The sequence below is a fragment of the Variovorax sp. GW823-FHT04B03 genome (genome assembly GCF_058796495.1).
This window is the reverse complement of record NZ_JBXAIT010000002.1, coordinates 497,149-519,951: the sequence shown is the minus strand read 5'-3', so window position 1 is coordinate 519,951 and position 22,803 is coordinate 497,149. Positions and strand designations below refer to the sequence as shown.

The window sequence follows — 22,803 nt, the reverse complement described above, 5'->3', positions numbered from 1 at the left end:
CTGTTGCGCGCCGTGGGCAGGAAACACCGCAAGAGCCAGCGTGTCGGGCCGCCGGCTGCGCGCGATGCGGCGGCGCCCGCGTCACGCGCCGTCGCGTCGCGGGTGCTGGACGTGCCCGCGCAGGTGCTGGAGGCGCTCGCCCAGTCCGGCCCGCTGGAAGGCGTGCCCGACCTGCGCGGCACGCGGCTCTTCATCGGTGGCTTCGTGGCGTTTTTCGCGTTGATCGCGGCAGGGCTCGTCGCCGCCGTCATGTTGGAGGAGGACTGGTCCAACGCGCGCGGCAACGAAGCGATCCTCCTGCTGCTCGGACTGTTGCTCTTCGGGGTGCTGGGCGGTGGCATCTGGTATTTGCTGCGCCAGTTTCCGCGCGTGGGCGAGGGGATGCTGCGGATCGACGCGGACGGCATGTGCTGGGGCGATCCGGCATCGCCGCAGGTGGTGCGTTGGCACGAGGTGTGCCGTGCGCGCGCGGGTTTCCATGACGTGAAGACCGAGTTCGTATCGAGCGAAGCCATCGTCAAGCGGCTGGTGTTCCAGCAGGTGGCACGGGGTGGCGAACCCAGGGAAATCCGGCTGCCCCTGGCGCTGACCGTCGACACCGGCCGTGTCCTTCGCTTTCGCAACCGGGCCGTGCTGCTGCGAGCGTTGCTGCTGCACCTGGCCACCCAGCCGAGGCCGCGCCTGCGCTTCGACGCCGAGGTGTTCATCGACGCCGGCATCGACCCGCAGACCTGGGCGCCCATGCCCGCCCCGAGGCGCTGGATGTGGCTGTCATCGCTTGCCGGGCTGTTGCCGGTGCTGGCCGTGATCGTCCTCTGGCCGATGGGCGAACACATCGGATGGATGGTGGCCACGTCGGTCCTGGCCCTGGTGGCCGGTGCGGGGGCCATGGGCTGGTTCATGCACCAGCGTTACCCGGGTTTGCAAGGTGTGTTCGAGTTCGAAACGGCCGCCGGCGCCGCGTCTTGAGACTGCACCGTTATCGCTTACAGTAGGCTGAAGCGCAGTCACCCTGACTGCCTCGCCTGAAGGAGAAGCAGTGGCAACACCCAATTACGGCTACGAGAAGCGCCAGAAAGAGCTGGCCAAGAAGAAAAAGAAGGAAGAAAAGCTCCGGGAGAAGGCGAACCGCAAGCTCAATCCGAGCAGCGACGGGCTGACCCCCGGAGACCCGGAGACCGACGTGGCATCGCTCGAACGCGATCCCCCCACGGCGCCCGAGTTGCCGACCAAGAACGGGTGACCGCTCGTTCCTGGCACCCCTGAAAACAGAAAAGCCGCTGCAGGCGCAGGCCTGCGGCGGCTTTTTCTTTGGGGCGCGCGCAAGGGGCAGAGGCTACTTGGGCAGCAGCTTGCGCAACTCCGGCCAGACGTTGTCCAGGATCTGCGGCTGCGCCGCGGCGGTCGGGTGGATGCGGTCGGACTGGAACAGCGTCATGGCGTCGGGCGCATCGGCCACGCCCTTGAGCAGGAAGGGCACCAGCGCCGACTTGGTCGTGCCCGCCACCTTCGCGAACACGGCCTCGAAGCGCCGCGTGTAGTCGCCGCCGTAGTTCGGCGGCACCTGGATGCCGACGATCAGCACCCGCGCGCCCGCGGCCTGCGCGGCCTTGGTGATCTGCAGCAGGTTGTCTTCGGTGTTCGACAGCGGCAGGCCGCGCAGCGCGTCGTTGGCGCCCAGCTCCAGCACCACATGGCTGGGCTTGTGCTGTGCCAGCAGGGCCGGGAAGCGGGCGCGGCCGCCGGAGCTGGTGTCGCCGCTGATGCTGGCGTTGACCACCGAGGCTGCGATCTTCTGCTGCGCAAGCCTTTTTTCCAGCAAGGGTACCCAGCCTTCGCCGCGCTTGAGGCCGTACTCTGCGCTCAGCGAATCACCGAGCACGAGGATCACCGGCTTGCCGGCCGATGCCGTCTGTGCCTGGGCCGCAGCACCCGTCCATGCCCCCGCGCTGCCGAGCGCGGCGGTGGTCAAGATAAAGTCACGTCGATTCAAAACGAAAAGCCTTTCATGTCCCAACCCCCGTCTGATGCCATTGTCGCCGTCGAGCATGTCTTCAAGTCCGTCACCGACTCGGCCGGCACGCTGGACATTCTGCAGGACATCCATTTCACCCTGGGCGCGCGGGAAACCGCCGCCATCGTCGGCGCCTCGGGCTCCGGCAAGAGCACCTTGCTGTCGATCATTGCCGGGCTGGACACGCCCACGCGCGGCACCGTGAAGCTGGCGGGCGACGACATCTTCGCCATCGACGAGGACGAGCGCGCCGCGCTGCGCGCCCAGCGCGTGGGCTTCGTGTTCCAGAGCTTCCAGCTCTTGGGCAACCTGAGCGCGCTCGAGAACGTCATGCTGCCGCTGGAGTTGGCCAACCGCAAGGACGCGCGCAAGGCCGCCACCGAGATGCTGGGCCGCGTCGGGCTGGGCCAGCGCCTGGGCCACTACCCCAAGGTGCTGTCGGGCGGCGAGCAGCAGCGCGTGGCGCTGGCGCGGGCCTTCGTGGTGCAGCCGGCCCTGCTGCTGGCCGACGAGCCCACCGGCAGCCTCGACTTCGCCACCGGCGAGCAGGTCATGAAACTCATGTTCGACCTGAACCGCGAGCTGGGAACCACGCTGGTGCTGGTCACGCACGACCGCAGCATCGCCTCGCAGTGCGAGCGGCGCATCACCATCGAAGCCGGGCGCGTGGCGCTCAACGAAAAAACACCCGAATCGACCGTCGCTCAGGCCGCCTGAGCCAGCAAAAAAGACAGCGCCCGGCTCCCGCGGCGCTCCCCTGAACACAGAGGAGAGTTCATGACCCAGCTTCCCCCCGAGGCCATCGCCGCCCTCGAGCGCGGCAACCTGATCGAGGCCATCAAGATCGTGCGCGAGCGCACTGGCATGGACCTCAAGTCGTCCAAGGAGGCCGTCGAGCGCTATGCCAACAGCGGCGCGGTCGCTTCGGGCGCGCCGGCCGACTGGCAGGAAGGCGACTGGGGCCGGGGCGACGCCGGGGCCGAGACGGGCGGCATGCAGGGCAACGGCCCCGCCGCGGTGCCGGCCGCCGCACTCGCGGCGCTGGCGCGAGGCCAGAAGGTCGAGGCCGTGCGCCTCACGCGCGAGGCCACCGGCCTGGGCCTGGCCGAGGCCAAGCAGCTGGTTGAGGCGCATCAGAACCCGGCCGCCGGCGACTTCGGGCACCTGCCATCGAGCCCGGCGGCGAACCCGATGGCCGAGCCGGGCCGGGTGACCGGCGGCGGCTTCAAGTGGCTGCCGGTGATCGTTGTGCTGCTGATCGCGGCGGCGGCGTGGTCGTATTTCAAGGGCGCCTGAGGCCGTGATCGTTCCCCAGTTCTGGGCCGAAGGCCGCATCCAGGAGCGGGTGGCCGGCCGGCAGGTCACGGTGCGCCGCTTCGGCTGGTCCGATGACAGCCCGCTGGCCGCGCAGGCCCATGCCGACCAGCGCACGCGCGAGGCCTATGACCGCATCGTGGTCAACGGCGAAAAGCTGGAGCGCCGCGAACGCAAGCTGGCCTACAACGGCGCCAATGGCGTGCCGATCCGCGAGGAGATCGTCGAACGCCAGGGCGACAGCATCGTCACCCGCAACGGCTACGGCGCGCGCTGCCTCAACACGCCCGACGTGCTGTTCGTCGACGTCGACTTCGAGGTCCAGGATTTGCGCGACAGCACGCGCGGATTGACGGTGATCGGCATGGGGTTCATTGGGGCGCTGGTTGCGGGTTACGGCACGCGTTCGGCGATGGCCGGAGTGGTTGCGTTCATTCTGGTGGCGGCCTTCGGCTTTTGGCGCGCCCGCTACGAGGGGCTGCGCCTCACCGAGGACAAGAGCGATCCGCTGGCGGGCGCGCGGGCGCGTGTCGAGCGCTTCATCCACCAGCATCCCGACTGGCACCTTCGGCTGTACCGCACGCCGGCCGGGCTGCGCGTGCTGGCCATGCACGATGTCTTCGCACCGTCCGACGCCGCCGTGACCGACGTGTTCCAGACCCTGGGCGCCGACAAGGTCTACGCGCGCATGTGCCGCAACCAGAACTGCTTTCGCGCCCGCCTGAGCGCCAAGCCCTGGCGCGTGGGCATCGCCGAACACCTGCGCCCGCGCCCGGGCGTCTGGCCCGTGTCGCCCGACCGGCTGCCCGCGCGCGACGCCTGGGTGGCGCGCTACGAAAAGGCGGCCGAGGGGTATGCCGCCTGCCAGTACCTGGGCAGCGTGGGCAACACGCTGAAGGTGCACATGAACGCCCTGGTGGTGCAGGAACTGCACGACGAACGCACCCGCGCGAACAGCGGTTTGCCGCTGGCCTGAGGGCGAGGGCGCCGCGCCCTCGATAATCGGGGAATGTCTTCCCCCAAAGTGATCTTCGGCTTCCATGCCGTGGGCGTGCGCATCAAGACCGCGCCGAAATCGGTGCTCGAAGTGATGTTCGACGCCAGCCGGCGCGATGCGCGCATGAAACAGTTCATTGCGCGTGCGCAAGAAGCCGGTGTGCGGCTGGTCGAGGCCGACGGCCTGCGGCTGTCCAAGCTCAGCGGCAGCCACGGCCACCAGGGCGTGGTCGCGCGGGTCGAGCCCGTGGCCCAGGTCCGCTCGCTCGACGAACTGCTCGAGGGCCTCGAGGAGGCCGGCACCGTGCCGCTGCTGCTGGTGCTCGACGGCGTGACCGACCCGCACAACCTTGGCGCCTGCCTGCGCGTGGCCGACGGCGCCGGCGCCCATGCGGTGATCGCGCCCAAGGACCATGCGGCCGGCATCAACGCCACCGTCGCCAAGGTGGCGAGCGGCGCGGCCGAGACGGTGCCGTACTTCATGGTGACCAACCTCGCGCGCACGCTCAACGAGCTCAAGGAACGCAGCATCTGGTGCGTGGGCACCAGCGACGACGCGCCGGGCACGATCTACCAGAGCGACTTCAAGCGCCCGCTGGCGCTGGTGCTGGGCGCCGAGGGCGAGGGCATGCGCCAGCTCACGCGCAAGACTTGCGACGAGCTGGTGAGCATTCCCATGGCCGGCGCGGTCGAGAGCCTGAACGTCTCGGTGGCCAGCGGCGTGTGCCTCTACGAGGCGATGCGCCAGCGCGGCGGTTGACCTCAGGCTAGCGGGCCATGGGCCCGCTGCCCTTGCGGTGGAAGTACACCAGTTCCGCCGCACGCCGCATCGGCGCCGTGCCGAGCAGGCGGTTGAACATCCAGTCGCTCTGGAAGTGGTCGAAGGCCCAGCGCAGCGTGCGCTTCATCAGAAAGCGCGGGTAGCCGCGCACGAACCACGTCGCGGGGTCGTCCACCTCGCCGCGCACGAAGCGCGCCACGGCCTCGCCGGCGCGCTCGCCGTGCTGCAGCGCCGTGTGGATGCCGCCGGCCGTCACCGGCGACACCATGCCCGCCGCATCGCCCACCAGCAGCGCCCGTTCGCGGGCTACCACCGGCAGCACGCCGCCGCAGGGGATCATCCCGGCGCGCACCGCGACCGGCGGCGCGTCGCCGGGCGACACCACGGCGGCGATCTTGCGCAAGAGCGGATCGAGCCGCAGCGCGCCCGTGTCGTGGCGGCCCATGCGGCGCGCCAGGCCGATCTGGCTCACGCCGACGCCGTCGAGCGCCCAGCCGATGTAGCCCGGCGCGAGCCGGCGGTCGATGAAGCAATGCAGCAGGTCGGGCGCCATGCGCGCGCCCTGGTACTCGTGCTCCACACCGTAGAGAAAGCGCGTGTTGCGCGACAGGCCCAGCGCCTTGGCGACGCGCGAATGCGGGCCGTCGGCGCCCACGAGGTAGGTCGCGCGGATGCACGGGCCCTGCGCCACCGGTACTTCCCAGCGGCCGTTCGCCCACAGCGCCTGCTCGAACAGCGTGCCCAGGCGCACCTCGACGCCGCAGGCCCGGGTGGACTCCACCATCCAGTCGAGCAGCGCGGGCGCGTCGGTGGCCCAGAACCAGTAGCCGGGCGCGTGCAGGTCGACGTGGTGCATGTCGGGCGCGTACAGCCGCACGCCTTCGATGCGGCGCACCAGCGCGGGCGGCACTTCGGCCAGCCACGGCACGCTGTCGACCGCGTCCTTGACGATGATCCCGGTGGTGTGCAGCTTGGCGCCGGCGGCGGCCTTCTTCTCGAGCACCATCACGCGCAGGCCGGCCTTGGCGGCGGCGCGGGCGCAGGCCAGCCCGGCAAAGCTCGCGCCGATGACGAGCAGGTCGACCTGGGTGCAGGCCGTACCCGGGTCGCTCACGAAGGCCGGTGCGGGGCAGGGCGCGGCCGACGAGGAGGAAGGCGCGTGGGGAGAAAAGAGACAGGAAGAAGAGGCGTGCATGGGAGGCTGACTTGCAAAGCGCACCACGGGGTGTGGTGCGCCTGCGAAGTTAGCGACGCCATGTGCGCCGGGCGTGAAGCCTGTGTGAACTGATCTGTGAAGCGATCAGGCCCGTTCAGGACGGGTCTTTGCTGCGCGTGCGGGCCACGGCGCTGAAGACGCCGATGCCCAGCAGGATCAGCGCGCCGATGCCGATGTAGAGCGTGGGCACGCCGGCCACCGAGGCGCCCCAGGCGACCCCGGCCAGGAAGATCAGAAAGCCGATCATGTAAAGCGCAAAGGACATCGTGCGGCTCCAGTAGCTGAGATGCCTTGCAGTATCCCGACGCGCCCCGTGGCCCGGACCGGCCTGAGTCGTCTCTGCGTGTGGGAGCTTGCCTACCGCATCGGTCAGGCAATCGTTCAATTAATCAATCGGGAACGGCGACCAGCAGGTAGCGGCAGGCGGTGGGCCCCAGCGCCTTGAAGACCAGCGACCGGTCGACCCCGAAGTCGAGGCAGTCGCCCGGGGCGAGCTCGAAGCGCTCGTCGCCGTAGTCGACCTGCAGCGCGCCTTCGAGCATCCACAGGCTCTGCCGGTACGGCGTGCCGCTCCATCGCGGATAGCCGACCTGCGCGGCGCGCGGCAGTTCGACCTCGACCAGCTCCACGCCGCTGCCCGCGCCGCGCTCGGCGACCTGGCGGCGCACATAACCGGCTTCGGGGTCGCGCCAGACCTCCTGCGCGGCCCGTTTGCGCAGCCGTTGCGGCTGCGCCTTGTCCTCGGTGAGAAGCTGCGCCAACGAGACCCCGAGGCCGGCGGCCAGCTTGCCCAGCAGCACAGCGGTGGGGCTGCTCTGCGCGCGCTCGACCTTGGAGATCATCGCCTTGCTCACGCCCGACAACCCGGCCAGGTCGGCGAGGCTGAGCCCCTGCGCCTGGCGCAGCGCCAGCAGCCGGGTGGCGATGAGCGCGTCGATGTGGCCATCGGCCGGCGCCGGCGAGGGGGTGGAAGGTGAAGTGTTTCCCATATGAGATTATTATTCTCTTATATTGAACGACAAAGAAACACCATGCGTCTCATCGCCTGCACCGAAGAAGCCCATTCAGGCGCCATCCTGGCGATCCTGAACGAGGCCATCGTCAATTCCACCGCGCTGTACGACTACAAGCCGCGCACGCCCGAGAACATGGTGACGTGGTTCGCCGCCAAGCGCGCCGGCGGCTTTCCCGTGATCGGTGCGGTGGACGACAACGGCAAGCTGCTGGGCTTCGCCAGCTACGGCACGTTCCGCGCCTTTCCGGCCTACAAGTACACGGTCGAGCACTCGGTGTACGTCGATGCCGCACACCGCGGCGAGGGCCTGGGCCGCACGCTGATGGAGGCGATCGTGGCCGAGGCGATCGCGCGCGAGGTGCATGTGATGGTCGGCGCCATCGACGCCTCGAACGCCGGCAGCATCGCGCTGCACGAGCGCCTGGGCTTCACGCATTCAGGCACCGTGCGGCAGGCCGGCTTCAAGTTCGGCCGCTGGCTCGACGTGGCGTTCTACCAGCGCATCCTGGCGACGCCGCTGAACCCCGTCGACGGTTGAGATTCAGACCGGCGTCTCGGCGCTGGCCCGGTCGAGCATGTCGATGGTGCCCGCGTCCAGCTTGAGCTGCGTGGCCACCACGAGTTCTTCGAGCTGCGCCAGCGAGGTGGCGCTGGCGATCGGCGCCGTCACGCCGGGCCGTGCGATCTGCCAGGCGATGGCGACCTGGCCGGGCTTGGCGTTGTACTGCTGGGCCACCTTGTCCAGCGCATCGAGGATGCGCAGGCCGCGTGGGTTCAGGTACTTTTTCGTGGTGGTGCCGCGTGCGCTCTTGGCCACATCGGCCTCGGTGCGGTACTTGCCGGTGAGAAAGCCCGCCGCCAGCGCGTAGAAGTTGATCACGCCCACTTCGCGCTTGAGGCACAGCGGCTCGAGTGCGTCCTCGAACACCGCGCGGTCGTACAGGTTGTACAGCGGCTGCAGGCTCTCGTAGCGCGCGATGCCCAGGCGCTCCGACACGTCGAGCGCCTCGGCCAGCCGCGGCGCCGTGTAGTTCGAGGCGCCGATGGCGCGCACCTTGCCCTCCTTGATGAGCGCGTCGAAGGTGCCCAGCGTGTCTTCGAGCGGCGTGTTCGCATCGTCGTCGTGCGACTGGTACAGGTCGATGTAGTCGGTCTGCAGGCGCTTGAGCGAGGCCTCGACGGCCTCGCGGATGTATTTGGGCGACAGGCCCACCTTGCCTTCGCCCATCGGCTTGCCGACCTTGGTGGCCAGCACCACGCGGTTGCGCTTGCCGCTGTGCTTGAGCCACTTGCCGATGATCGTCTCCGACTCGCCGCCCACATGGCCCGGCACCCAGGCCGAGTAGACGTCGGCCGTGTCGACGAAGTTGAAGCCGGCGTCGAGCCAGGCGTCGAGCAGCTTGAACGAGGTCGCCTCGTCGGCGGTCCAGCCGAACACGTTGCCGCCGAAGGCGAGGGGAGACACCCGGAGGGTGGAACGGCCGAGCGGACGAAGTTGCGACATGGCAGAGGGCTCCTGAAAGAAAAAGTATGCAGAAAGGAAAAGGGCTCAAACGAAGCCTACCGCGCCCAGCGCCGCGCCGCAGCCCAGCAGCCACAGCAGGTGGATGCGCGTGCGCCAGACCACCAGCGCGGCCACGCCGCTGAGCAGCCACAGGTGCCAGGCCGGCACGCCGGTCGACTGGTTGCCGCCGGCCAGCACCCAGCCGGTGGCGATGAGCAGCCCGACCACCACCGGCGCCATGCCCTGCTTGAAGGCGCGCACCTCGCGGCGCGTGCGGTTGCGGTGGCCCCAGCGCGTGGCGACGTAGGTGAGGGTGGTGCTCGGCAGCATGATGCCGACCATGGTGACCATCAGGCCGAAGAAGCCCAGCAGCCAGGCCATGGGGCCGGCGCCGATGCCGCCGCCCGCGTTGAGCCCGACGTTCCAGCCCATCAGTGCCACGAACAGCACGTTGGGCCCGGGGGCGGCCTGGGCGATGGCGACCGAGGAGGTGAACTGCGCCTCGGTGAGCCAGCCGTGCTGCGCCACGAGGTAGCGGTGCATGTCGGGCACCGTGGTGATCGCGCCGCTGATCGACAGCAGCGACAGCAGCAGGTACTGGCCGAAGAGGGCCAGCCAGTCGTGCCATTGCATCGCGATGGTCATGGCGCGATCTTCTTCCAGGTCCACACGCAGGCCACGCCGCCCACAGCGAGCAGCACCCACCCCAGCGGAATCTTCAGCAGCGCGATGGCCGCGAACACCAGCGCCACGAACGCCAGGCAGGTCGCAAAGCCCAGCGGGTGCTTGCGCAGCTGCGGGATCAGCTTGATGCCCGTGGCCGCGATGAGCCCGCCCGACACCGCGCCCATGCCGCGCAATGCGGCGGCCACCTGCGGGTTGGCGGCGTAGTGCGCGTAGAGCACGGCCAGCGCGAGGATCACGAACAGCGGCACGGTGAGCATGCCCGCCACCGCGGCCACGGCGCCGCGCAGGCCGAAGTAGCGGTCGCCGATCATCAGCGCGAGGTTGATCACGTTCGGCCCCGGCATCACCTGGGCCACGGCCCAGTCCTCGAGGAACTGGTCGGGCGTGAGCCATTTCTTCTTCTCGACCATCTCGCGCTGGACGATGGCGAGAACGCCGCCGAAGCCCTGCAGCGCGAGCCAGGTGAACGAAACAAAAAGGTCGCGTGGCGACGCGGGCTGCGGATGGTCGGGCGGCGATGCCGCGGCGGGGGCGGACGGATGCATGTGGAACGATTATCGTAGGCGCACTGCTTCACCGGGACCCGACGCCATGCTCATTCGACTTCGCGCACTCTTCGATCTCTGCCGGCGCGCTTTTGCTTCCTGGTCCAACGACTACGCCCCGAGCATGGGCGCCGCGCTGGCCTACTACACGGTGTTCTCCATTGCGCCGCTGCTGCTGATCGTGATCGCGGTGGCCGGCCTCGTCTTCGGGCAGGAGGCCGCGCGCGGCGAGATCTTCGCGCAGCTCTCGGGCCTCATGGGCGAGCAGGGCGCGGCGGCGGTGCAGGGCATGCTGCAGGCGGTCAACAAGCCGACCGAGGGCATCGTGGCCACGGTGATCGGCATCGCGCTGCTGATCGTGGGTGCGACCACCGTCTTCGGCGAGCTGCAGGACGCGCTCGATCGCATCTGGCGTGCCCCCGCGCGCACCCGCAACAAGGGCGTCTTCAACATGCTGCGCGTGCGGCTGCTGTCGTTCAGCATGATCATGGGCATCGGCTTCCTGCTCATGGTGTCGCTGGTGGCGAGCGCGGCGCTGGCTGCGCTGGGCAAGTGGTGGTCGCCGATGTTCGGTGCCTGGGCCACGCTGGCGCAGGTGGTGAACTTCGTCTTCAGCTTCGCGATGGTCACGGTGATCTTCGCGATGATCTACAAGATCATGCCGCGCGCCAAGGTGCAGTGGCGCGACGTGTGGGTGGGCGCGGCGGTGACGGCGCTGCTGTTCACCGTGGGCAAGCACCTCATCGGCCTGTACATCGGCAAGAGCAGCGTGGCCTCGGGCTATGGCGCGGCCGGCTCGCTGGTGGTGGTGCTGGTGTGGGTGTACTACTCGGCGCAGATCTTCCTGCTGGGCGCCGAGTTCACCTGGGTCTATGCGCGCACCTACGGCTCGATGAAGGACGCCATCGGCGAGCCGCCGGGGCAGGCGTCGCCGACGCGCGACGTGCCGCTGCCCGCGCACGTCGACGCTGCTTAGCCTGCGAAGCCGCCTTCGTCGAGAAACTTCTGCTCCTCTGGCGTGGACGTGCGCCCGAGCATCCGGTTGCGGTGCGGAAAGCGCCCGAAGCGCGCCACGATGTCGCGGTGCAGCACGGCAAAGTGCTGCGTGCTGGCGTCCTGCGTGGCGTTGAGTTCGACCGAACGCTCCTGCTCGGCCAGCACCTCCGAGTGCATGAAGGGCAGGTAGAAAAAGCGCTGCATCAGCGCCTCGGCCTGCCGGTCGAAGCCGGCCTCGACGGCGCGGCGCGCCACGGCCAGCGCGAGGCCGTCGGTGGCGAGCATGTGCGGGTTCTGGCGCCAGGCGTTGCGCGGGAACTGGTCGAGCAGCACGAGCAGGGCCAGGGCGCCTTCGCCGGTGTCGGCCCAGTGGTCGAGCCGGCCGCTGGCCGCGGCCTGGTGGGCGGCGGCCAACTGGTCGATGCATGCGGCATCGAAGACATCGCTTTTCGCGAACCAGCGCTCGGGGCCGGCATCGCGCCAGAAGGCGACCACGTCGTGTGCGGAAGGGAGTGTGTCGTCGGAAATCATCGTTGCATTCTCTTGCACAGGCGTGCGAAGAAGGGGTGCTGACCGACAAGGCCGCAGGCAGCGTCTGCCTATGCTGAATGCTTTCATCCACAGGAGACCCCGACCATGAACAACACTCGCACACTCTGGCGCAGCACCCTCGTCGCGGGCCTGGCCGCCGTCGCACTGGCCGGCTGCGGAATGATGTCGAAGTCGAACGTCGCGAGCTTCAGCGGCGCGATGAACGCGGCCAGCCAGGTGCCGCCCAACATGACGCGCGGCAGCGGCATGGCCGAGGCCTGGCTCAACCGCGACACCAACGTGCTCAAGTACAAGATCACTTACGAAGGCCTGAGCGGCCCGGCCACGGCGGCCCACTTCCACGGGCCCGCCGCCGCGGGCGCGAATGCCGGCGTGGTGCTGCCCTTCGCGAGTCCGGCAAGCCCGATCGAGGGCCAGGCCACGCTCACGCCGGCGCAGGCGGCCGACCTCGTGGCGGGCAAGTGGTACGCCAACATCCACACGGCCGCCAACCCGGGCGGCGAGATCCGCGGGCAGATGCTGCCGAAGATGTGAGATTCGTCCGGGCTGAAGCCGCGAAAAGGCCCCGGGTCAGGTGGCTGTCGCGGGGCTGGTGTCCAATGACCGCATGACGACGACACCCAAGAAAAAGCCTCGCGCCGCCACCGCTGCTTCCTCTTCTTCGCACGCACCACCCCATCCGTTCATCGCCCGCCGCGAAGGCATGCGCGCCGCCCGCAAGGCGCTGGTGCTGCAGGGCGGCGGTGCGCTCGGCGCCTACCAGGCGGGCGTGTACGCCGCGCTCAGCGAGACCGACCTGCAGCCGGACTGGATCGCGGGCGTGTCGATCGGCGCCATCAACGCCGCGCTCATCGCCGGCAACGCGCCGGCGCAGCGGGTCGACCGGCTGCGCGAGTTCTGGCACCTGGTGTCCTCGGGGCCGGCGCAGCGCCTGCCGTCGTGGCTGGGCGACCGCGCCACGCAGAACCAGTGGAGCGCCACCATGGCCTCGCTGGTCGGCATTCCGGGTTTCTTCGAACCGCGCTATTCGCCGGCCCTGCTGCTGGGCGGTGCCGCGCCGCTCCTGAGCTACTACGACACCTCGCCGTTGAAGACCACGCTGGAGCGGCTCATCGACTTCGACCGCATCAACGCCTGCGAGGCGCGCTTCAGCGTGGGCGCCGTCAATGTGCGCACCGGCAACTCGGTGTACTTCGACAACACGCGCCAGCGCATCGGCCCCGAGCACATCATGGCCAGCGGCGCGCTGCCGCCGGGCTTTGCGCCGGTGCACATCGACGGCGACGACTACTGGGACGGCGGCATCGTCTCGAACACGCCGCTGCAGTACGTGCTCGACACGCATCCGCGCTCCGAGGCGCTGGTGGTGCTGCAGGTCGACCTGTTCAACGCGCGCGGCGAGATGCCGCACACGCTGTCGGGCGTGATGGAGCGCCAGAAGGACATCACCTATTCGAGCCGCACGCGCCTGAACACCGACGCGCTGGCGGCCAACATGAACCTGCAGCAGGCGATTGCCGACCTGATCGCCAAGCTGCCGCCCGGCCTGCGCAACGACCCGAGCGTGGTCGAGGTACAGGCGCAGCTCACGCACGAGCCGATCGACATCTTTCACCTGATCTACCGCGACAAGACGTACGAGCTCGAGTCGAAGGACTACGAGTTCTCGCGTGCCGCGGTCGAGGAGCATTGGGAATCGGGCGTGCGCGACATGGGCAAGACGCTCGCGCACCCCGAGACGCTGCGCGCCGACGCCACGGTGAACGGCGTGACCACCTTCGACCTCGGCGAGCCGGGCACCGGGCGCATCAAGCGGCCGGGGCTGTCGCGCTGAGGGAAGACAGCCGGGCGCGTGCCCGGTTCTTGCTCGCTTTTTTCCTATCCACCACTTCCAAGGACGCTTCACCATGCAACTCAAGGACAAGGTCGCCTACATCACCGGCTCGGCCAGCGGCATCGGCAAGGAAATCGCCATCCTGTTCGCGCAGGAAGGCGCCAAGATCATCATTGCCGACCTCAACAAGGAAGCGGCCGACGCCACCGCCGCCGAGCTGAAGGCCACGGGCGCGCAGGCCATCGGCGCGGGCGTCGACGTGACGAACGAAGACCAGGTCAATGCCTCGGTGGAAGAGGGCGCGAAGGCCTTCGGCGGCATCGACATCCTCATCAGCAACGCCGGCATCCAGATCGTGCATCCGGTCGACGAGTTCAGCTTCGCCGACTGGAAGAAGATGCTCGCCATTCACCTGGACGGTGCGTTCCTCACCACCAAGGCCTGCCTGAAGCACATGTACGCACAGGGCCGCGGCGGCAGCGTGATCTACATGGGCTCGGTGCACTCCAAGGAGGCGTCGCTGCTGAAGGCGCCGTACGTCACGGCCAAGCATGGCCTCATCGGGCTGGCCAAGACGGTCGCGAAAGAGGGCGCCAAGCACGGCGTGCGCGCCAACGTGATCTGCCCGGGCTTCGTGCGCACGCCGCTGGTCGAGAAGCAGATTCCCGAGCAGGCGAAGACGCTGGGCATCACCGAGGAGCAGGTCGTCAAGAACGTGATGCTCAAGGAGACGGTGGATGGCGAGTTCACCACCACCGATGACGTGGCGCGCGTGGCGCTGCTGTTCGCGGCCTTCCCGACCAACGCGTTGACCGGCCAGTCGCTCGTCGTGAGCCACGGCTGGTACATGCAGTAGGCGTTAGAGCTTCAGCTCCCACGTCTCGCCCACCTGCGGCTGGCCGTAGCCCTCGTGCGGCTCCGAGTGCGTGAGCTGGAAGCCGCGCTTGGCGTAGATGCTGCGTGCGGCCGTGAGGCAGCTGTTGGTCCACAGCGTCATCTTCTTGTAGCCCTTGCGGCGCGCGAAAGCGATGCACTCGTCCACGAGGCGCCCGCCCAGGCCCAGCCCGCGCGCGGCCGGCGTGAGGATCAGCATGCGCAGCTGCGCCACGGTGGCCGACTTGCGCACCACGAAGATCGCGCCGACACGCTCGCCGTTGAGCTCGGCGATCCAGCAGCGCTCCCACTCGGGCTGGAACTTGAGCAGGAACTCGCCCGCGATGCCCGCCACGAGCGCTTCGAAGCGGTGATCCCAGCCGTACTCGCGCGCGTACAGCTCGCCGTGCTGCTGCACCACCCAGCCGATGTCGCCGGGCGCCGGGTCGCGCAGCACGGCGGCCTGGGGCCGGGCCGGCGGCGCGGCCGGTTCGAGCAGCGCCTGCACCGTGTCCATGGCCTGCACCAGCTGGTTTTGTTGCGCCGGCGGCAGCGCGGCGAGCAGGGCAGCGGCTTCGTCGCGCGATTTCTGTTGCAGCGGCGCAAACGCGGCGTGGCCGGCCTTGGTCAGGCGTAGCAGGCTCTGGCGGGCGTCGCGCGGGTGCGGCTCGCGCGTGAGCCAGCCGTGGGTTTCGAAGCGGCGCAGGATGCGGCTGAGGTAGCCGGCGTCGAAGCCCAGGTCGCGCCCGATCTCGCTGGCGACGGGGGTTTCGCGGTGCGCCAGCTCGTAGAGCACGCGCACGTCGGTCAGCGACAGGTCGCTGCCCAGGTAGGGGTCGAGGGCACCGATGCGGCGCGTGTAGAAGCGGTTGAACCGGCGGATGGCCTTGACGGCGGACGGGTCGACGGAGGGCGTTGGGGTGGGCATGGTTGCCATTGTCATTCAAATTGGTTGACTTTGGCAATCAAATAAGAGCCCTCTCATCCCGGGGCAAGGGATCTTCAGGGCGACAGAAATGCTGGAAAACCCTAAAATCGAGGGTTGCCCACACAGGCGGCGCCCCGGCGCTGTCCGCTCCCACCGATGAACGCCCCCGTCGACGTCTCCTTTTTTGCGCGTGCCGCCAAGCCGCTGACCAGCTACCGCAAGTACTGGGCGGCCCGTTTCGGCACGGCCAAGTTCCTGCCGACCTCGCGCAAGGAGATGGACGCGCTCGGCTGGGACAGCTGCGACATCATCGTGGTCACGGGCGACGCCTACGTCGACCACCCGAGCTTCGGCATGTCGGTGATCGGCCGCATGCTCGAGGCGCAGGGCTTTCGCGTGGGCATCATCGCGCAGCCCGACTGGCAGAGCGCCGAGCCATTCAAGGTGCTGGGCAAGCCGAACCTGTTTTTCGGCGTCACGGCCGGCAACATGGATTCGATGATCAACCGCTACACGGCCGACCGGAAGATCCGCAGCGACGACGCCTACACCCCCGGCGACGTCGGCGGCTCGCGCCCCGACCGCGCGGCCATCGTGTATTCGCAGCGCTGCAAGGAAGCCTGGAACGACGTGCCGATCATCCTGGGCGGCATCGAAGGCTCACTGCGCCGCATCGCGCACTACGACTACTGGTCGGACAAGGTGCGCCGCTCCATCGTCGTCGACGCCAAGTGCGACCTGCTGCTGTACGGCAACGCCGAGCGCGCCATCGTCGAGATCGCGCACCGCCTGGCCGCCAAGGAGCCGGTGCAGCAGATCACCGACGTGCGCGGCACCGCCTATGTGCGCCGCGAAACGCCCGAGGCCTGGTTCGAGATCAACTCCACCAGCGTCGACGAACCCGGCCGCGTCGAGGCGCACGTCAACCCGTACCTGATGGTGTCCGACCAGGCCAAGGCCAACGGCGCCACCTGCGCGAAGGAAGACGAGGCCGAAGCTGTCGCCAAGGCCGCCGAAGCCGCGGGCTCCGCCGCCGGTTCGGTCGTCAACCCCGCCATCAAGCCGCTGAACTTCGTGCCCAACCCGGCGCTGCAAGGCCGCGGCAAGATCGCTGTGCCGCCGCGCGACCGTTCGGTGATCCGCCTGCCTTCGTACGAACAGGTGCGCAGCGACCCGGTGCTCTACGCCCACGCCAACCGCGTGCTGCACCTCGAGACCAACCCCGGCAACGCCCGCGCGCTCGTGCAGGCGCACGGCGAGGGCGCCACGGCGCGCGACGTGTGGATCAACCCGCCGCCCATTCCGCTCACCACGGCCGAGATGGACCACGTGTTCGACCTGCCGTACGCGCGCAGCCCGCATCCGCGCTACGCCGACGAGAACGGCAGCCACGACGGCGCGACCAAGATCCCCGCGTGGGAAATGATCCGCTTCAGCGTGAACATCATGCGCGGCTGCTTCGGCGGCTGCACCTTCTGCTCGATCACCGAGCACGAGGGCCGCATCATCCAGAGCCGTTCGGAAGACTCGATCATCAAGGAGGTCGAGGCCATCCGCGACTCGGTCAGCGGCTTCACCGGCACCATCTCCGACCTGGGCGGCCCCACGGCCAACATGTACCGCCTGGGCTGCAAGAGCCCCGCGATCGAGGCGGCGTGCCGCAAGCCCAGCTGCGTGTATCCGGGCATCTGCCCGAACCTGGGCACCAACCACGACCCGCTCATCAAGATCTACCGCCGCGCGCGGGCGCTCAAGGGCATCAAGAAGATCCTCATCGGTTCCGGCCTGCGCTACGACCTAGCTGTGCAGTCGCCCGAGTACGTGAAGGAGCTGGTGCAGCACCACGTCGGCGGCTACCTGAAGATCGCGCCCGAGCACACCGAGCAGGGCCCGCTCACGAAGATGATGAAGCCCGGCATCGGCAGCTACGACAAGTTCAAGCAGATGTTCGAGAAGTACTCGGCCGAGGCGGGCAAGAAGCAGTACCTCATTCCGTACTTCATCGCCGCGCACCCGGGCACCAGCGACGAGGACATGATGAACCTCGCGATCTGGCTCAAGAAGAACGGTTTCCGCGCCGACCAGGTGCAAACGTTCTACCCGAGCCCGATGGCCACGGCGACGACGATGTACCACACCAACAAGAACCCGCTGCGCAAGATCACGCGCGAGAGCGAGACGGTGGACATCGTGCGCGGCGACAAGCGCCGCCGCCTGCACAAGGCCTTCCTGCGCTACCACGATGCCAACAACTGGCCGCTGCTGCGCGAGGCGCTCAAGAGCATGGGCCGCGCCGACCTCATCGGCAACGGCAAGCACCACCTGATCCCGACGTGGCAGCCGCTGACCGATGGCGGCTACACGAGCGCGCGCCGCAAGAACTCGACCTCCGCGCCGGTGGCCGCCAAGGCCGCGGCGCCGGTCAGGCTCGCGCCGGTGAAGCCCTCCAAGGGCCGCATCCTCACGCAGCACACGGGCCTGCCGCCGCGCGACAACGGCAGCAAGCCGCTCAACAAGCCTTCACGCAAGGTGCGTTGAGGCCTGGTCGAAGGCGCGGTCAGCCGAAGGCCGCGTGCTTCGACAGCCAGAACACCCACGCCCCCAGCGCCGCGCAATGCAGCGCGACCGTGACGTAGAACCTCCACAGGAAACTCGCCTTGCTCGACTTGTGCCGCAGCAGCTGCTGCGCGCACCAAGCGCCCGGCCAGCCACCCGCGAGCGCGAGCAGGTGCAGCGTGCTTTCCTGCGTGCGCCAACGCCCGGCCTGCGCCGCGCTCTTGTCGAAGGCATAAATTCCGAAGGTGAGCAGGCTCAGCCCCGCGACGACCGCCAGCGCGAGCAGCGGCAGATGGCCGAGCCAGACGGCGGCGCCCAGGCCCAGCGCGTAGACCCCGATCAGCCACGCACCCCACGGCGTGCCGGCCGTGCTGCGACCCGAAGGCCGGCGAGGCTGCGGGCGTGATGCTGCGCGGAGTACGGCACCCGCCGAGGCCGCAGCCTCCACGGCCATCGCCCGCGGCCCCTTGCCGCCGACATGGATCTCTTCGAAGTGCACCGCCATGCCGACCTGCGGCTTCAGCTGGCGGTCGCGAAAGTCGCGCAGGTGCACGAACACGTCGGCCGACACCTCCGGACTGCGGATGAAACCGAAGCCGCGCTCGGCCTCCCAACGAACGAGTCGACCTTGGCGCTTCATGGCATGCAGTGAGAAAGGGCAGGGCACATGCGGGCGATTCTCTCTTGTGGGCGCGGGGTGCCGCTCCTATCATCGACCGCTCATGCTCCTGCATCACTCTCCCCCTTCGTCGACCTGCCGCTGACGTTCGCGCGCGCCTCGCGCCGCGCCCGTCAGGCCCGCAAGTGGTCGCTGCCGTCCGCCTTCTTCCGCTGAACGAAGACAGGCCGGGCGGCGGCCGGATGGTCATGCCCGCCCCCGGCAATGCGTCGACGCGACGCCGAGGCGACGGGCCTCACGGAGAGTTTCAACATGAATGCAAGAACAACGGCCGCCCTGGCCTGGGGCGGCGTGCTGCTGGCCGGCGTGCTCTGGGGCGGCGGCGCCCTGGTGGCGCAATTCCTGATCGACGGCGGCATCGCGCCGCACAGCCTGTCGCTCGCGCGCTTCGCGCTGGGCATGCCGCTGCTGTGGTGGCTGCATTGGCAGGTGACGCGGCGCGCGCCGGCCGTTGATGCCGGGTGGCGCCATCTGACGCGGCGCGAGCAAGGCCACGTCGTCGGCACCGGCGCCGCGATGGCGCTGAACGTGAGCTGCTGGTTCGCCGGCATCGCGCACCTGGGCGCCGCGTTGCCGACGGTGATCTCGATCTGCTGCGCGCCGCTGATCGTGGCCTGCGTGTCGGTGCTGCGCGGCTACGAACCCTTCGGCGCGCGCCTGCTCGGTGGCCTCGTGCTGGCGCTGGCGGGCGTGCTGCTGCTGGTGATGCCGGCCGCCGGCTGGGGCGCCTTGCCGACGGGCTATGGCACAGGGCTGGCGTGGTCCTTCGGCTCGGCCGTCTGCTATGCGCTGGTGGTGCTGGGCAACGCGCGCATGCCGGCGCGGGTGCCGGCCGTGACCGCGTCCGCGTGGGGCATGAGCGCCGCGGCGCTGTGCATGCTCGGCGTCGCCGTGGCGAACGGCATCACCTGGCCCGAGGGCGCGGCGCAATGGACGGGCGCGGCCTACACCGGCGTGGCGACCACGTCGGTGGCCTACCTGGCCTTCGCCTGGGGGGCGCGTCGGCTCTCGCCGACGGCGGCAGTGGTCGGCACGCTGATCGAACCGTTGGTGGCCGCATGGCTGGCGGCGCTGTGGCTGGCGCAGCCGATGGCGCCGCGCCAATGGCTGGGGGCGGCGCTGCTGGCGGGGGCGATGCTGCTGCTGGTGCGGCGGAACCGGGGTATCGTGTAGCCCCATGACGAGCAGTTCGCCCCCCGTGCCGGTTTCGTGGAAGCGCATCCTGGCGGTGGCCGCCTGCTGCGGCGTGTCGCTGCTGGCGCAGGCGGCGGCCCCCGAGGCCTCCGCGCCCGCGGGCGCCCAGGCCCTGCGCGCCGAGCACCAGAAGCTCAGCGACAAGCTCGACCAGAGCCGCTTCGGGCGTCCCGTGCAACTCGATTCCACCGAGACGCCCGGCGGCCTCGAGGGCGACATCTACGCCGTGGTCGAGCATCCGCTGTCGAAGGTCAGCGCAGCGCTCAAGGGCTCGGACCACTGGTGCGAACTGCTCACGCTGCACATCAACAACCGGCGCTGCCGCATCAGCACCTCGCCGCAGGGCAAGGAGACGCTCACGCTGTTCGTGGTGCGCCGCTACGACAAGCCGGTCGACCAGGCCTTCGAGCTGCCTTTTGCCTACCGCGTGGCCAGTGCCACGCCCGAGCACCTGCAGGTCGAGATGTCGGCCGACACCGGCCCGTTCGGCACCAGCAACTACCGCGTGCGGCTCGAAGCGGTGGCGCTCGACGAGCGCAAGACCTTCCTGCACTTCAGCTACGGCTACAACCACAACACGATGGTGCGGCTGGCCACGCAGGCCTACCTCGCCACCTTCGGCAGCTCCAAGGTGGGCTTCACCGTGGTGGGCAAGGGCGCCGACGGCCAGCCCGAGTACATCCGCGGCCTGCGCGGGCTGGTGGAGCGCAATGCGATGCGCTACTTCCTCACGCTCGACGCCTACCTGGCGACCGGCGCCAACGACCCGGCCGAGCGCCGGCAGCGCTACTGGTTCGCGGCGGCCGAGCGCTACCCGCGCCAGCTGCACGAGGTCGACCTCGACACCTACCTCGCGGTCAAGCGCGAAGACCGCCAGCGCGACGGCAGCGGCCGCTGAAAAGGCGCTGACCACCGCAACCTTTCGGTTGCAGTTTCACGGGCTTGTCATCTGCCTCGGCACTAATCGCCGGGGCTTGCGCCTTTGCGCGGGCGCATCACAAGGACAACAAGCAATGCGCAAGATAACAAGAGGATCGAGGATGGGATGGCTGGCGCTCGTGGGCGCTGGCGCGGTGCTGACCGCTTGCGGCGGTGGCAACGGCGGCGGGGGCGGCTGGTCGTTCCCGGTGGGCGGTGGCGGCACGACCAACCCACCGGCGGCACAGTCGAAGACCGGCACTTTCCTCGATGCCGCCGTGGAAGGCCTCGACTACGTGGCCGGCAGCGCCGCCAAGGCCGCCACCAACGCCAAGGGCGAATTCATCTGCAAGGACGGCGAGACCGTCACCTTCAGCGCCGGCGCGCTGGCCCTGGGCAGCGCCGCCTGCGGCGAAGCGATCACGCCGCTCACCTTGGCGGGCGGCAGCGACGTGAAGGCCGATGCCGTGGTCAATCGCCTGCTCGCGCTGCAGAGCTTCGACGAGGACCGCGACCCCGCCAACGGCATCCGCCTGACGCCCGCGCTCAAGGCCGCCCTGACGGCCGGCGCGCTCGATTTCAACGCCGCGCCCGACGCCTTCCACACCGCGCTCAACGCGGTGCTGGCCGCGTTGCCCGCTCCCTACAATGCCCGCATGGTCGACTCGAACCGCCGCATGCTGGCCCGCGAACACTTCGAGGACACGCTGGCCTCGCGCCTGGCCGCACCGGTCACCGAAGCATCGACGCAAACCAACCAGCTCGGCGCCATCGGCATCGCCGTCACGCGCTACCAGCTGCAGGCCGACGCCCGCTTCCACGTGCCCTACGAGGGCGACAACGCGAACATCAAGGCCGACTTTCCGCAAGGCTTCCTGCCGGCCTACGGCTCGGGCCTGGCGTTCAAGGGCAAGGCGGACGACGGCGCGCTCGAGTTCTACGCCATCACCGACCGCGGCCCGAACGGCGACGGCCCGACCGCGCCCGTGCCCGGCGGCGCGGACGGCGTCACCAGCACCAGCAAGGTGTTCCCGGCGCCGTCGTTCGCGCCGAGCTTCGGCATCGTGCGCGTGGGCAAGACCGGCGCCGTGCTCAGCACCAGCGTGCCGCTCAAGCGCGACGCCAACACCAAGATCACCGGCCTGCCGCCGCGCTCGGGCGTGGGCTCGACCGGCGAGACCCCGCTGAACGACCAATACAAGTTCGACGAAGCCAAGGCCGGCTACGACGCCCACGGCCTCGATCCCGAGACGCTGGTGCTCGACAAGGCGCGCAACGTGCTGTGGACCAGCGACGAGTACGGCCCCTTCATCGCCCGCCTGAACATCGCCACCGGCCTGGTCGAGAAGAAGTACGCGCCCGGCCCCGGTGCCACCGACCTGCCGGCGGTGCTGGCCCAGCGCCGCCCCAACCGCGGCATGGAAGGCCTGACGCTCGATGCGGCCAGCGGCGTGCTGCACGGCTTCCTGCAGAGCCCGATCGATCCGCGCGACGCCAACGGCAAGTCGATCAAGGCCAAGCCGCCCGGCGGCACCAACACTGACGTGCGGCACATCGCCAAGTTCACGCGCTGGCTCGCATTTGATCCGGCCACCGAGACCTCGAAGCTCTACGCCTACCCGATCGACGGCAGCCAGTACGACAAGGACCGCACCGGCAACGCCAAGCTCGGCGACATGGTGAGCCTGGGCAACGGCCGTTTCATCGTCATCGAGCAGGGCGCGCGCAAGGGCGACGGCAAGGTGTTCAACAAGCTGATGCTGGTGGAGCTGCCGGCCAACGCGACCGACATCAAGGCCTTCGACCACAACCTGGAAATCAGCAGCATCACGCAGGCCGCGTCGAACGGTGCCGACTATTCGACCGTGGTGACGATGCGCAAGACCGAGCTGCTCGACCTCAACGTGCTGGGCTGGCTGGCCGAGAAGGCCGAGGGCCTGACAGTCGTCGACGACCAGACCCTGGCGCTGGTGAACGACAACGACTTCGGCCTGGGCACCGTGCTGCTCGGCGCCGATGGCAAGACCGTGGCCGGCAGCGTCGAAGACTGCACGGTCGATGTCAAGGGCGAGCTCAGCAAGTGCCCCGCGGGCACCGTCAGCGCGCGCATCACGCGCGGCTCCGACCTGGAGCGGCCGACGCGCATCTGGCTCATCAAGCTCGATCGCAAGCTCAGCGAGCTGCGCCTGCCCGCGCTCTGA

Annotated in this window: 25 protein-coding genes; 15 read left to right on the top strand and 10 right to left on the bottom strand. The window is 69.2% G+C overall.

Features of this window, described 5'->3' with window-relative positions; translation table 11 throughout:
- Window positions 1-3 precede the first annotated feature (3 nt).
- Both AC1RAD_RS11240 and AC1RAD_RS11235 read left to right on the top strand, forming a co-directional pair.
- Window positions 4-969: a hypothetical protein gene (locus AC1RAD_RS11240; RefSeq protein ID WP_492734827.1), complete on the top strand. Its 966-nt coding sequence runs from the start codon at window positions 4-6 to the stop codon at window positions 967-969.
- A gap of 70 nt (window positions 970-1,039) precedes the next feature.
- A complete protein-coding gene (locus AC1RAD_RS11235) occupies window positions 1,040-1,243 on the top strand; it encodes a hypothetical protein (RefSeq protein WP_492734826.1) in 204 nt (67 codons plus the stop codon).
- Between the two features lie 93 nt (window positions 1,244-1,336).
- Here AC1RAD_RS11235 and AC1RAD_RS11230 read toward each other — a convergent pair whose 3' ends face one another.
- On the bottom strand, window positions 1,337-1,972 hold the full coding sequence (locus AC1RAD_RS11230) for an arylesterase (RefSeq protein ID WP_492734825.1): 636 nt from the start codon (window positions 1,970-1,972) through the stop codon (window positions 1,337-1,339).
- A gap of 36 nt (window positions 1,973-2,008) precedes the next feature.
- Between AC1RAD_RS11230 and AC1RAD_RS11225 the strand changes: the two genes are divergently transcribed.
- From AC1RAD_RS11225 to rlmB, 4 genes are read left to right on the top strand one after another with little or no spacing between them, the layout of a single operon-like run.
- Window positions 2,009-2,731 (top strand): ABC transporter ATP-binding protein, encoded by a 723-nt coding sequence (locus AC1RAD_RS11225; protein ID WP_062480734.1) that lies wholly within the window; start codon window positions 2,009-2,011, stop codon window positions 2,729-2,731.
- Window positions 2,732-2,791: 60 nt separating this feature from the next.
- On the top strand, window positions 2,792-3,310 hold the full coding sequence (locus AC1RAD_RS11220) for a ribosomal protein L7/L12 (protein ID WP_492734824.1): 519 nt from the start codon (window positions 2,792-2,794) through the stop codon (window positions 3,308-3,310).
- Window positions 3,311-3,314: 4 nt separating this feature from the next.
- Window positions 3,315-4,304, top strand: a complete 990-nt coding sequence (locus tag AC1RAD_RS11215; RefSeq protein ID WP_492734823.1) for a hypothetical protein — start codon at window positions 3,315-3,317, stop codon at window positions 4,302-4,304.
- A 33-nt stretch (window positions 4,305-4,337) separates the two neighbouring features.
- On the top strand, window positions 4,338-5,084 hold the full coding sequence (gene rlmB / locus AC1RAD_RS11210) for a 23S rRNA (guanosine(2251)-2'-O)-methyltransferase RlmB (RefSeq protein WP_070060993.1): 747 nt from the start codon (window positions 4,338-4,340) through the stop codon (window positions 5,082-5,084).
- 7 nt (window positions 5,085-5,091) lie between these two features.
- On the opposite strand, the gene AC1RAD_RS11205 is transcribed toward rlmB, so the two are convergent.
- The 3 genes from AC1RAD_RS11205 to AC1RAD_RS11195 form a co-directional block, all read right to left on the bottom strand.
- Complete coding sequence (locus tag AC1RAD_RS11205; RefSeq protein ID WP_492734822.1) at window positions 5,092-6,300, bottom strand: NAD(P)/FAD-dependent oxidoreductase; 1,209 nt, start codon at window positions 6,298-6,300, stop codon at window positions 5,092-5,094.
- A 115-nt stretch (window positions 6,301-6,415) separates the two neighbouring features.
- On the bottom strand, window positions 6,416-6,586 hold the full coding sequence (locus AC1RAD_RS11200; protein WP_167395039.1) for a hypothetical protein: 171 nt from the start codon (window positions 6,584-6,586) through the stop codon (window positions 6,416-6,418).
- 124 nt (window positions 6,587-6,710) lie between these two features.
- Window positions 6,711-7,310 carry a helix-turn-helix domain-containing protein gene (locus AC1RAD_RS11195; protein ID WP_492734821.1) on the bottom strand — a complete coding sequence of 200 codons (600 nt, stop codon included), beginning with the start codon at window positions 7,308-7,310 and terminating at the stop codon, window positions 6,711-6,713.
- A gap of 42 nt (window positions 7,311-7,352) precedes the next feature.
- On the opposite strand from AC1RAD_RS11195, the gene AC1RAD_RS11190 reads away from it, so the two are divergent.
- Window positions 7,353-7,874 (top strand): GNAT family N-acetyltransferase, encoded by a 522-nt coding sequence (locus AC1RAD_RS11190; RefSeq protein WP_062481065.1) that lies wholly within the window; start codon window positions 7,353-7,355, stop codon window positions 7,872-7,874.
- 3 nt (window positions 7,875-7,877) lie between these two features.
- On the opposite strand, the gene AC1RAD_RS11185 is transcribed toward AC1RAD_RS11190, so the two are convergent.
- Genes AC1RAD_RS11185 through AC1RAD_RS11175 form a run of 3 tightly spaced genes read right to left on the bottom strand, consistent with a single transcriptional unit; the run spans window position 7,878 to window position 10,072 of the window.
- Window positions 7,878-8,840 carry an aldo/keto reductase gene (locus AC1RAD_RS11185; RefSeq protein WP_492734820.1) on the bottom strand — a complete coding sequence of 321 codons (963 nt, stop codon included), beginning with the start codon at window positions 8,838-8,840 and terminating at the stop codon, window positions 7,878-7,880.
- Between the two features lie 45 nt (window positions 8,841-8,885).
- Window positions 8,886-9,485 carry a chromate transporter gene (locus AC1RAD_RS11180; RefSeq protein ID WP_307693104.1) on the bottom strand — a complete coding sequence of 200 codons (600 nt, stop codon included), beginning with the start codon at window positions 9,483-9,485 and terminating at the stop codon, window positions 8,886-8,888.
- Window positions 9,482-10,072, bottom strand: coding sequence for a chromate transporter (locus AC1RAD_RS11175; RefSeq protein WP_062481071.1), 591 nt, complete (start codon window positions 10,070-10,072; stop codon window positions 9,482-9,484). The genes AC1RAD_RS11180 and AC1RAD_RS11175 overlap by 4 nt, the downstream gene beginning before the upstream one ends.
- Before the next feature lie 46 nt (window positions 10,073-10,118).
- Here AC1RAD_RS11175 and AC1RAD_RS11170 point away from each other — a divergent pair, with 46 nt between their 5' ends.
- On the top strand, window positions 10,119-11,048 hold the full coding sequence (locus tag AC1RAD_RS11170; RefSeq protein WP_492734819.1) for a YihY/virulence factor BrkB family protein: 930 nt from the start codon (window positions 10,119-10,121) through the stop codon (window positions 11,046-11,048).
- Here AC1RAD_RS11170 and AC1RAD_RS11165 read toward each other — a convergent pair.
- Window positions 11,045-11,599 carry a DUF924 family protein gene (locus AC1RAD_RS11165; protein WP_492734818.1) on the bottom strand — a complete coding sequence of 185 codons (555 nt, stop codon included), beginning with the start codon at window positions 11,597-11,599 and terminating at the stop codon, window positions 11,045-11,047. The two genes, AC1RAD_RS11170 and AC1RAD_RS11165, sit on opposite strands and share 4 nt — an antisense overlap.
- Before the next feature lie 105 nt (window positions 11,600-11,704).
- On the opposite strand from AC1RAD_RS11165, the gene AC1RAD_RS11160 reads away from it, so the two are divergent.
- From AC1RAD_RS11160 to AC1RAD_RS11150, 3 genes are all read left to right on the top strand, one after another.
- Window positions 11,705-12,154 carry a CHRD domain-containing protein gene (locus AC1RAD_RS11160; RefSeq protein WP_070060984.1) on the top strand — a complete coding sequence of 150 codons (450 nt, stop codon included), beginning with the start codon at window positions 11,705-11,707 and terminating at the stop codon, window positions 12,152-12,154.
- 73 nt (window positions 12,155-12,227) lie between these two features.
- Entirely contained in the window at window positions 12,228-13,454 is a 1,227-nt protein-coding gene (locus AC1RAD_RS11155) for a patatin-like phospholipase family protein (protein ID WP_492734817.1), read from the top strand.
- 73 nt (window positions 13,455-13,527) lie between these two features.
- Window positions 13,528-14,310 carry a 3-hydroxybutyrate dehydrogenase gene (locus tag AC1RAD_RS11150; protein WP_492734816.1) on the top strand — a complete coding sequence of 261 codons (783 nt, stop codon included), beginning with the start codon at window positions 13,528-13,530 and terminating at the stop codon, window positions 14,308-14,310.
- Between the two features lie 3 nt (window positions 14,311-14,313).
- On the opposite strand, the gene AC1RAD_RS11145 is transcribed toward AC1RAD_RS11150, so the two are convergent.
- The gene (locus AC1RAD_RS11145) at window positions 14,314-15,255 is read right to left on the bottom strand and encodes a bifunctional helix-turn-helix transcriptional regulator/GNAT family N-acetyltransferase (protein ID WP_492734815.1); all 942 of its coding nucleotides are present in this window, start codon (window positions 15,253-15,255) and stop codon (window positions 14,314-14,316) included.
- Between the two features lie 156 nt (window positions 15,256-15,411).
- On the opposite strand from AC1RAD_RS11145, the gene AC1RAD_RS11140 reads away from it, so the two are divergent.
- Window positions 15,412-17,793 (top strand): YgiQ family radical SAM protein, encoded by a 2,382-nt coding sequence (locus tag AC1RAD_RS11140; RefSeq protein ID WP_492696915.1) that lies wholly within the window; start codon window positions 15,412-15,414, stop codon window positions 17,791-17,793.
- 19 nt (window positions 17,794-17,812) lie between these two features.
- Here AC1RAD_RS11140 and AC1RAD_RS11135 read toward each other — a convergent pair whose 3' ends face one another.
- The gene (locus tag AC1RAD_RS11135) at window positions 17,813-18,451 is read right to left on the bottom strand and encodes a DUF1294 domain-containing protein (RefSeq protein WP_492734814.1); all 639 of its coding nucleotides are present in this window, start codon (window positions 18,449-18,451) and stop codon (window positions 17,813-17,815) included.
- Between the two features lie 291 nt (window positions 18,452-18,742).
- On the opposite strand from AC1RAD_RS11135, the gene AC1RAD_RS11130 reads away from it, so the two are divergent.
- The 3 genes from AC1RAD_RS11130 to AC1RAD_RS11120 all read left to right on the top strand — a co-directional run bounded on the left by AC1RAD_RS11130 (window position 18,743) and on the right by AC1RAD_RS11120 (window position 22,803).
- The gene (locus AC1RAD_RS11130; RefSeq protein WP_492734813.1) at window positions 18,743-19,663 is read left to right on the top strand and encodes a DMT family transporter; all 921 of its coding nucleotides are present in this window, start codon (window positions 18,743-18,745) and stop codon (window positions 19,661-19,663) included.
- A 4-nt stretch (window positions 19,664-19,667) separates the two neighbouring features.
- Complete coding sequence (locus AC1RAD_RS11125) at window positions 19,668-20,582, top strand: hypothetical protein (RefSeq protein ID WP_307586849.1); 915 nt, start codon at window positions 19,668-19,670, stop codon at window positions 20,580-20,582.
- Between the two features lie 142 nt (window positions 20,583-20,724).
- Window positions 20,725-22,803 carry an esterase-like activity of phytase family protein gene (locus AC1RAD_RS11120; protein WP_492734812.1) on the top strand — a complete coding sequence of 693 codons (2,079 nt, stop codon included), beginning with the start codon at window positions 20,725-20,727 and terminating at the stop codon, window positions 22,801-22,803.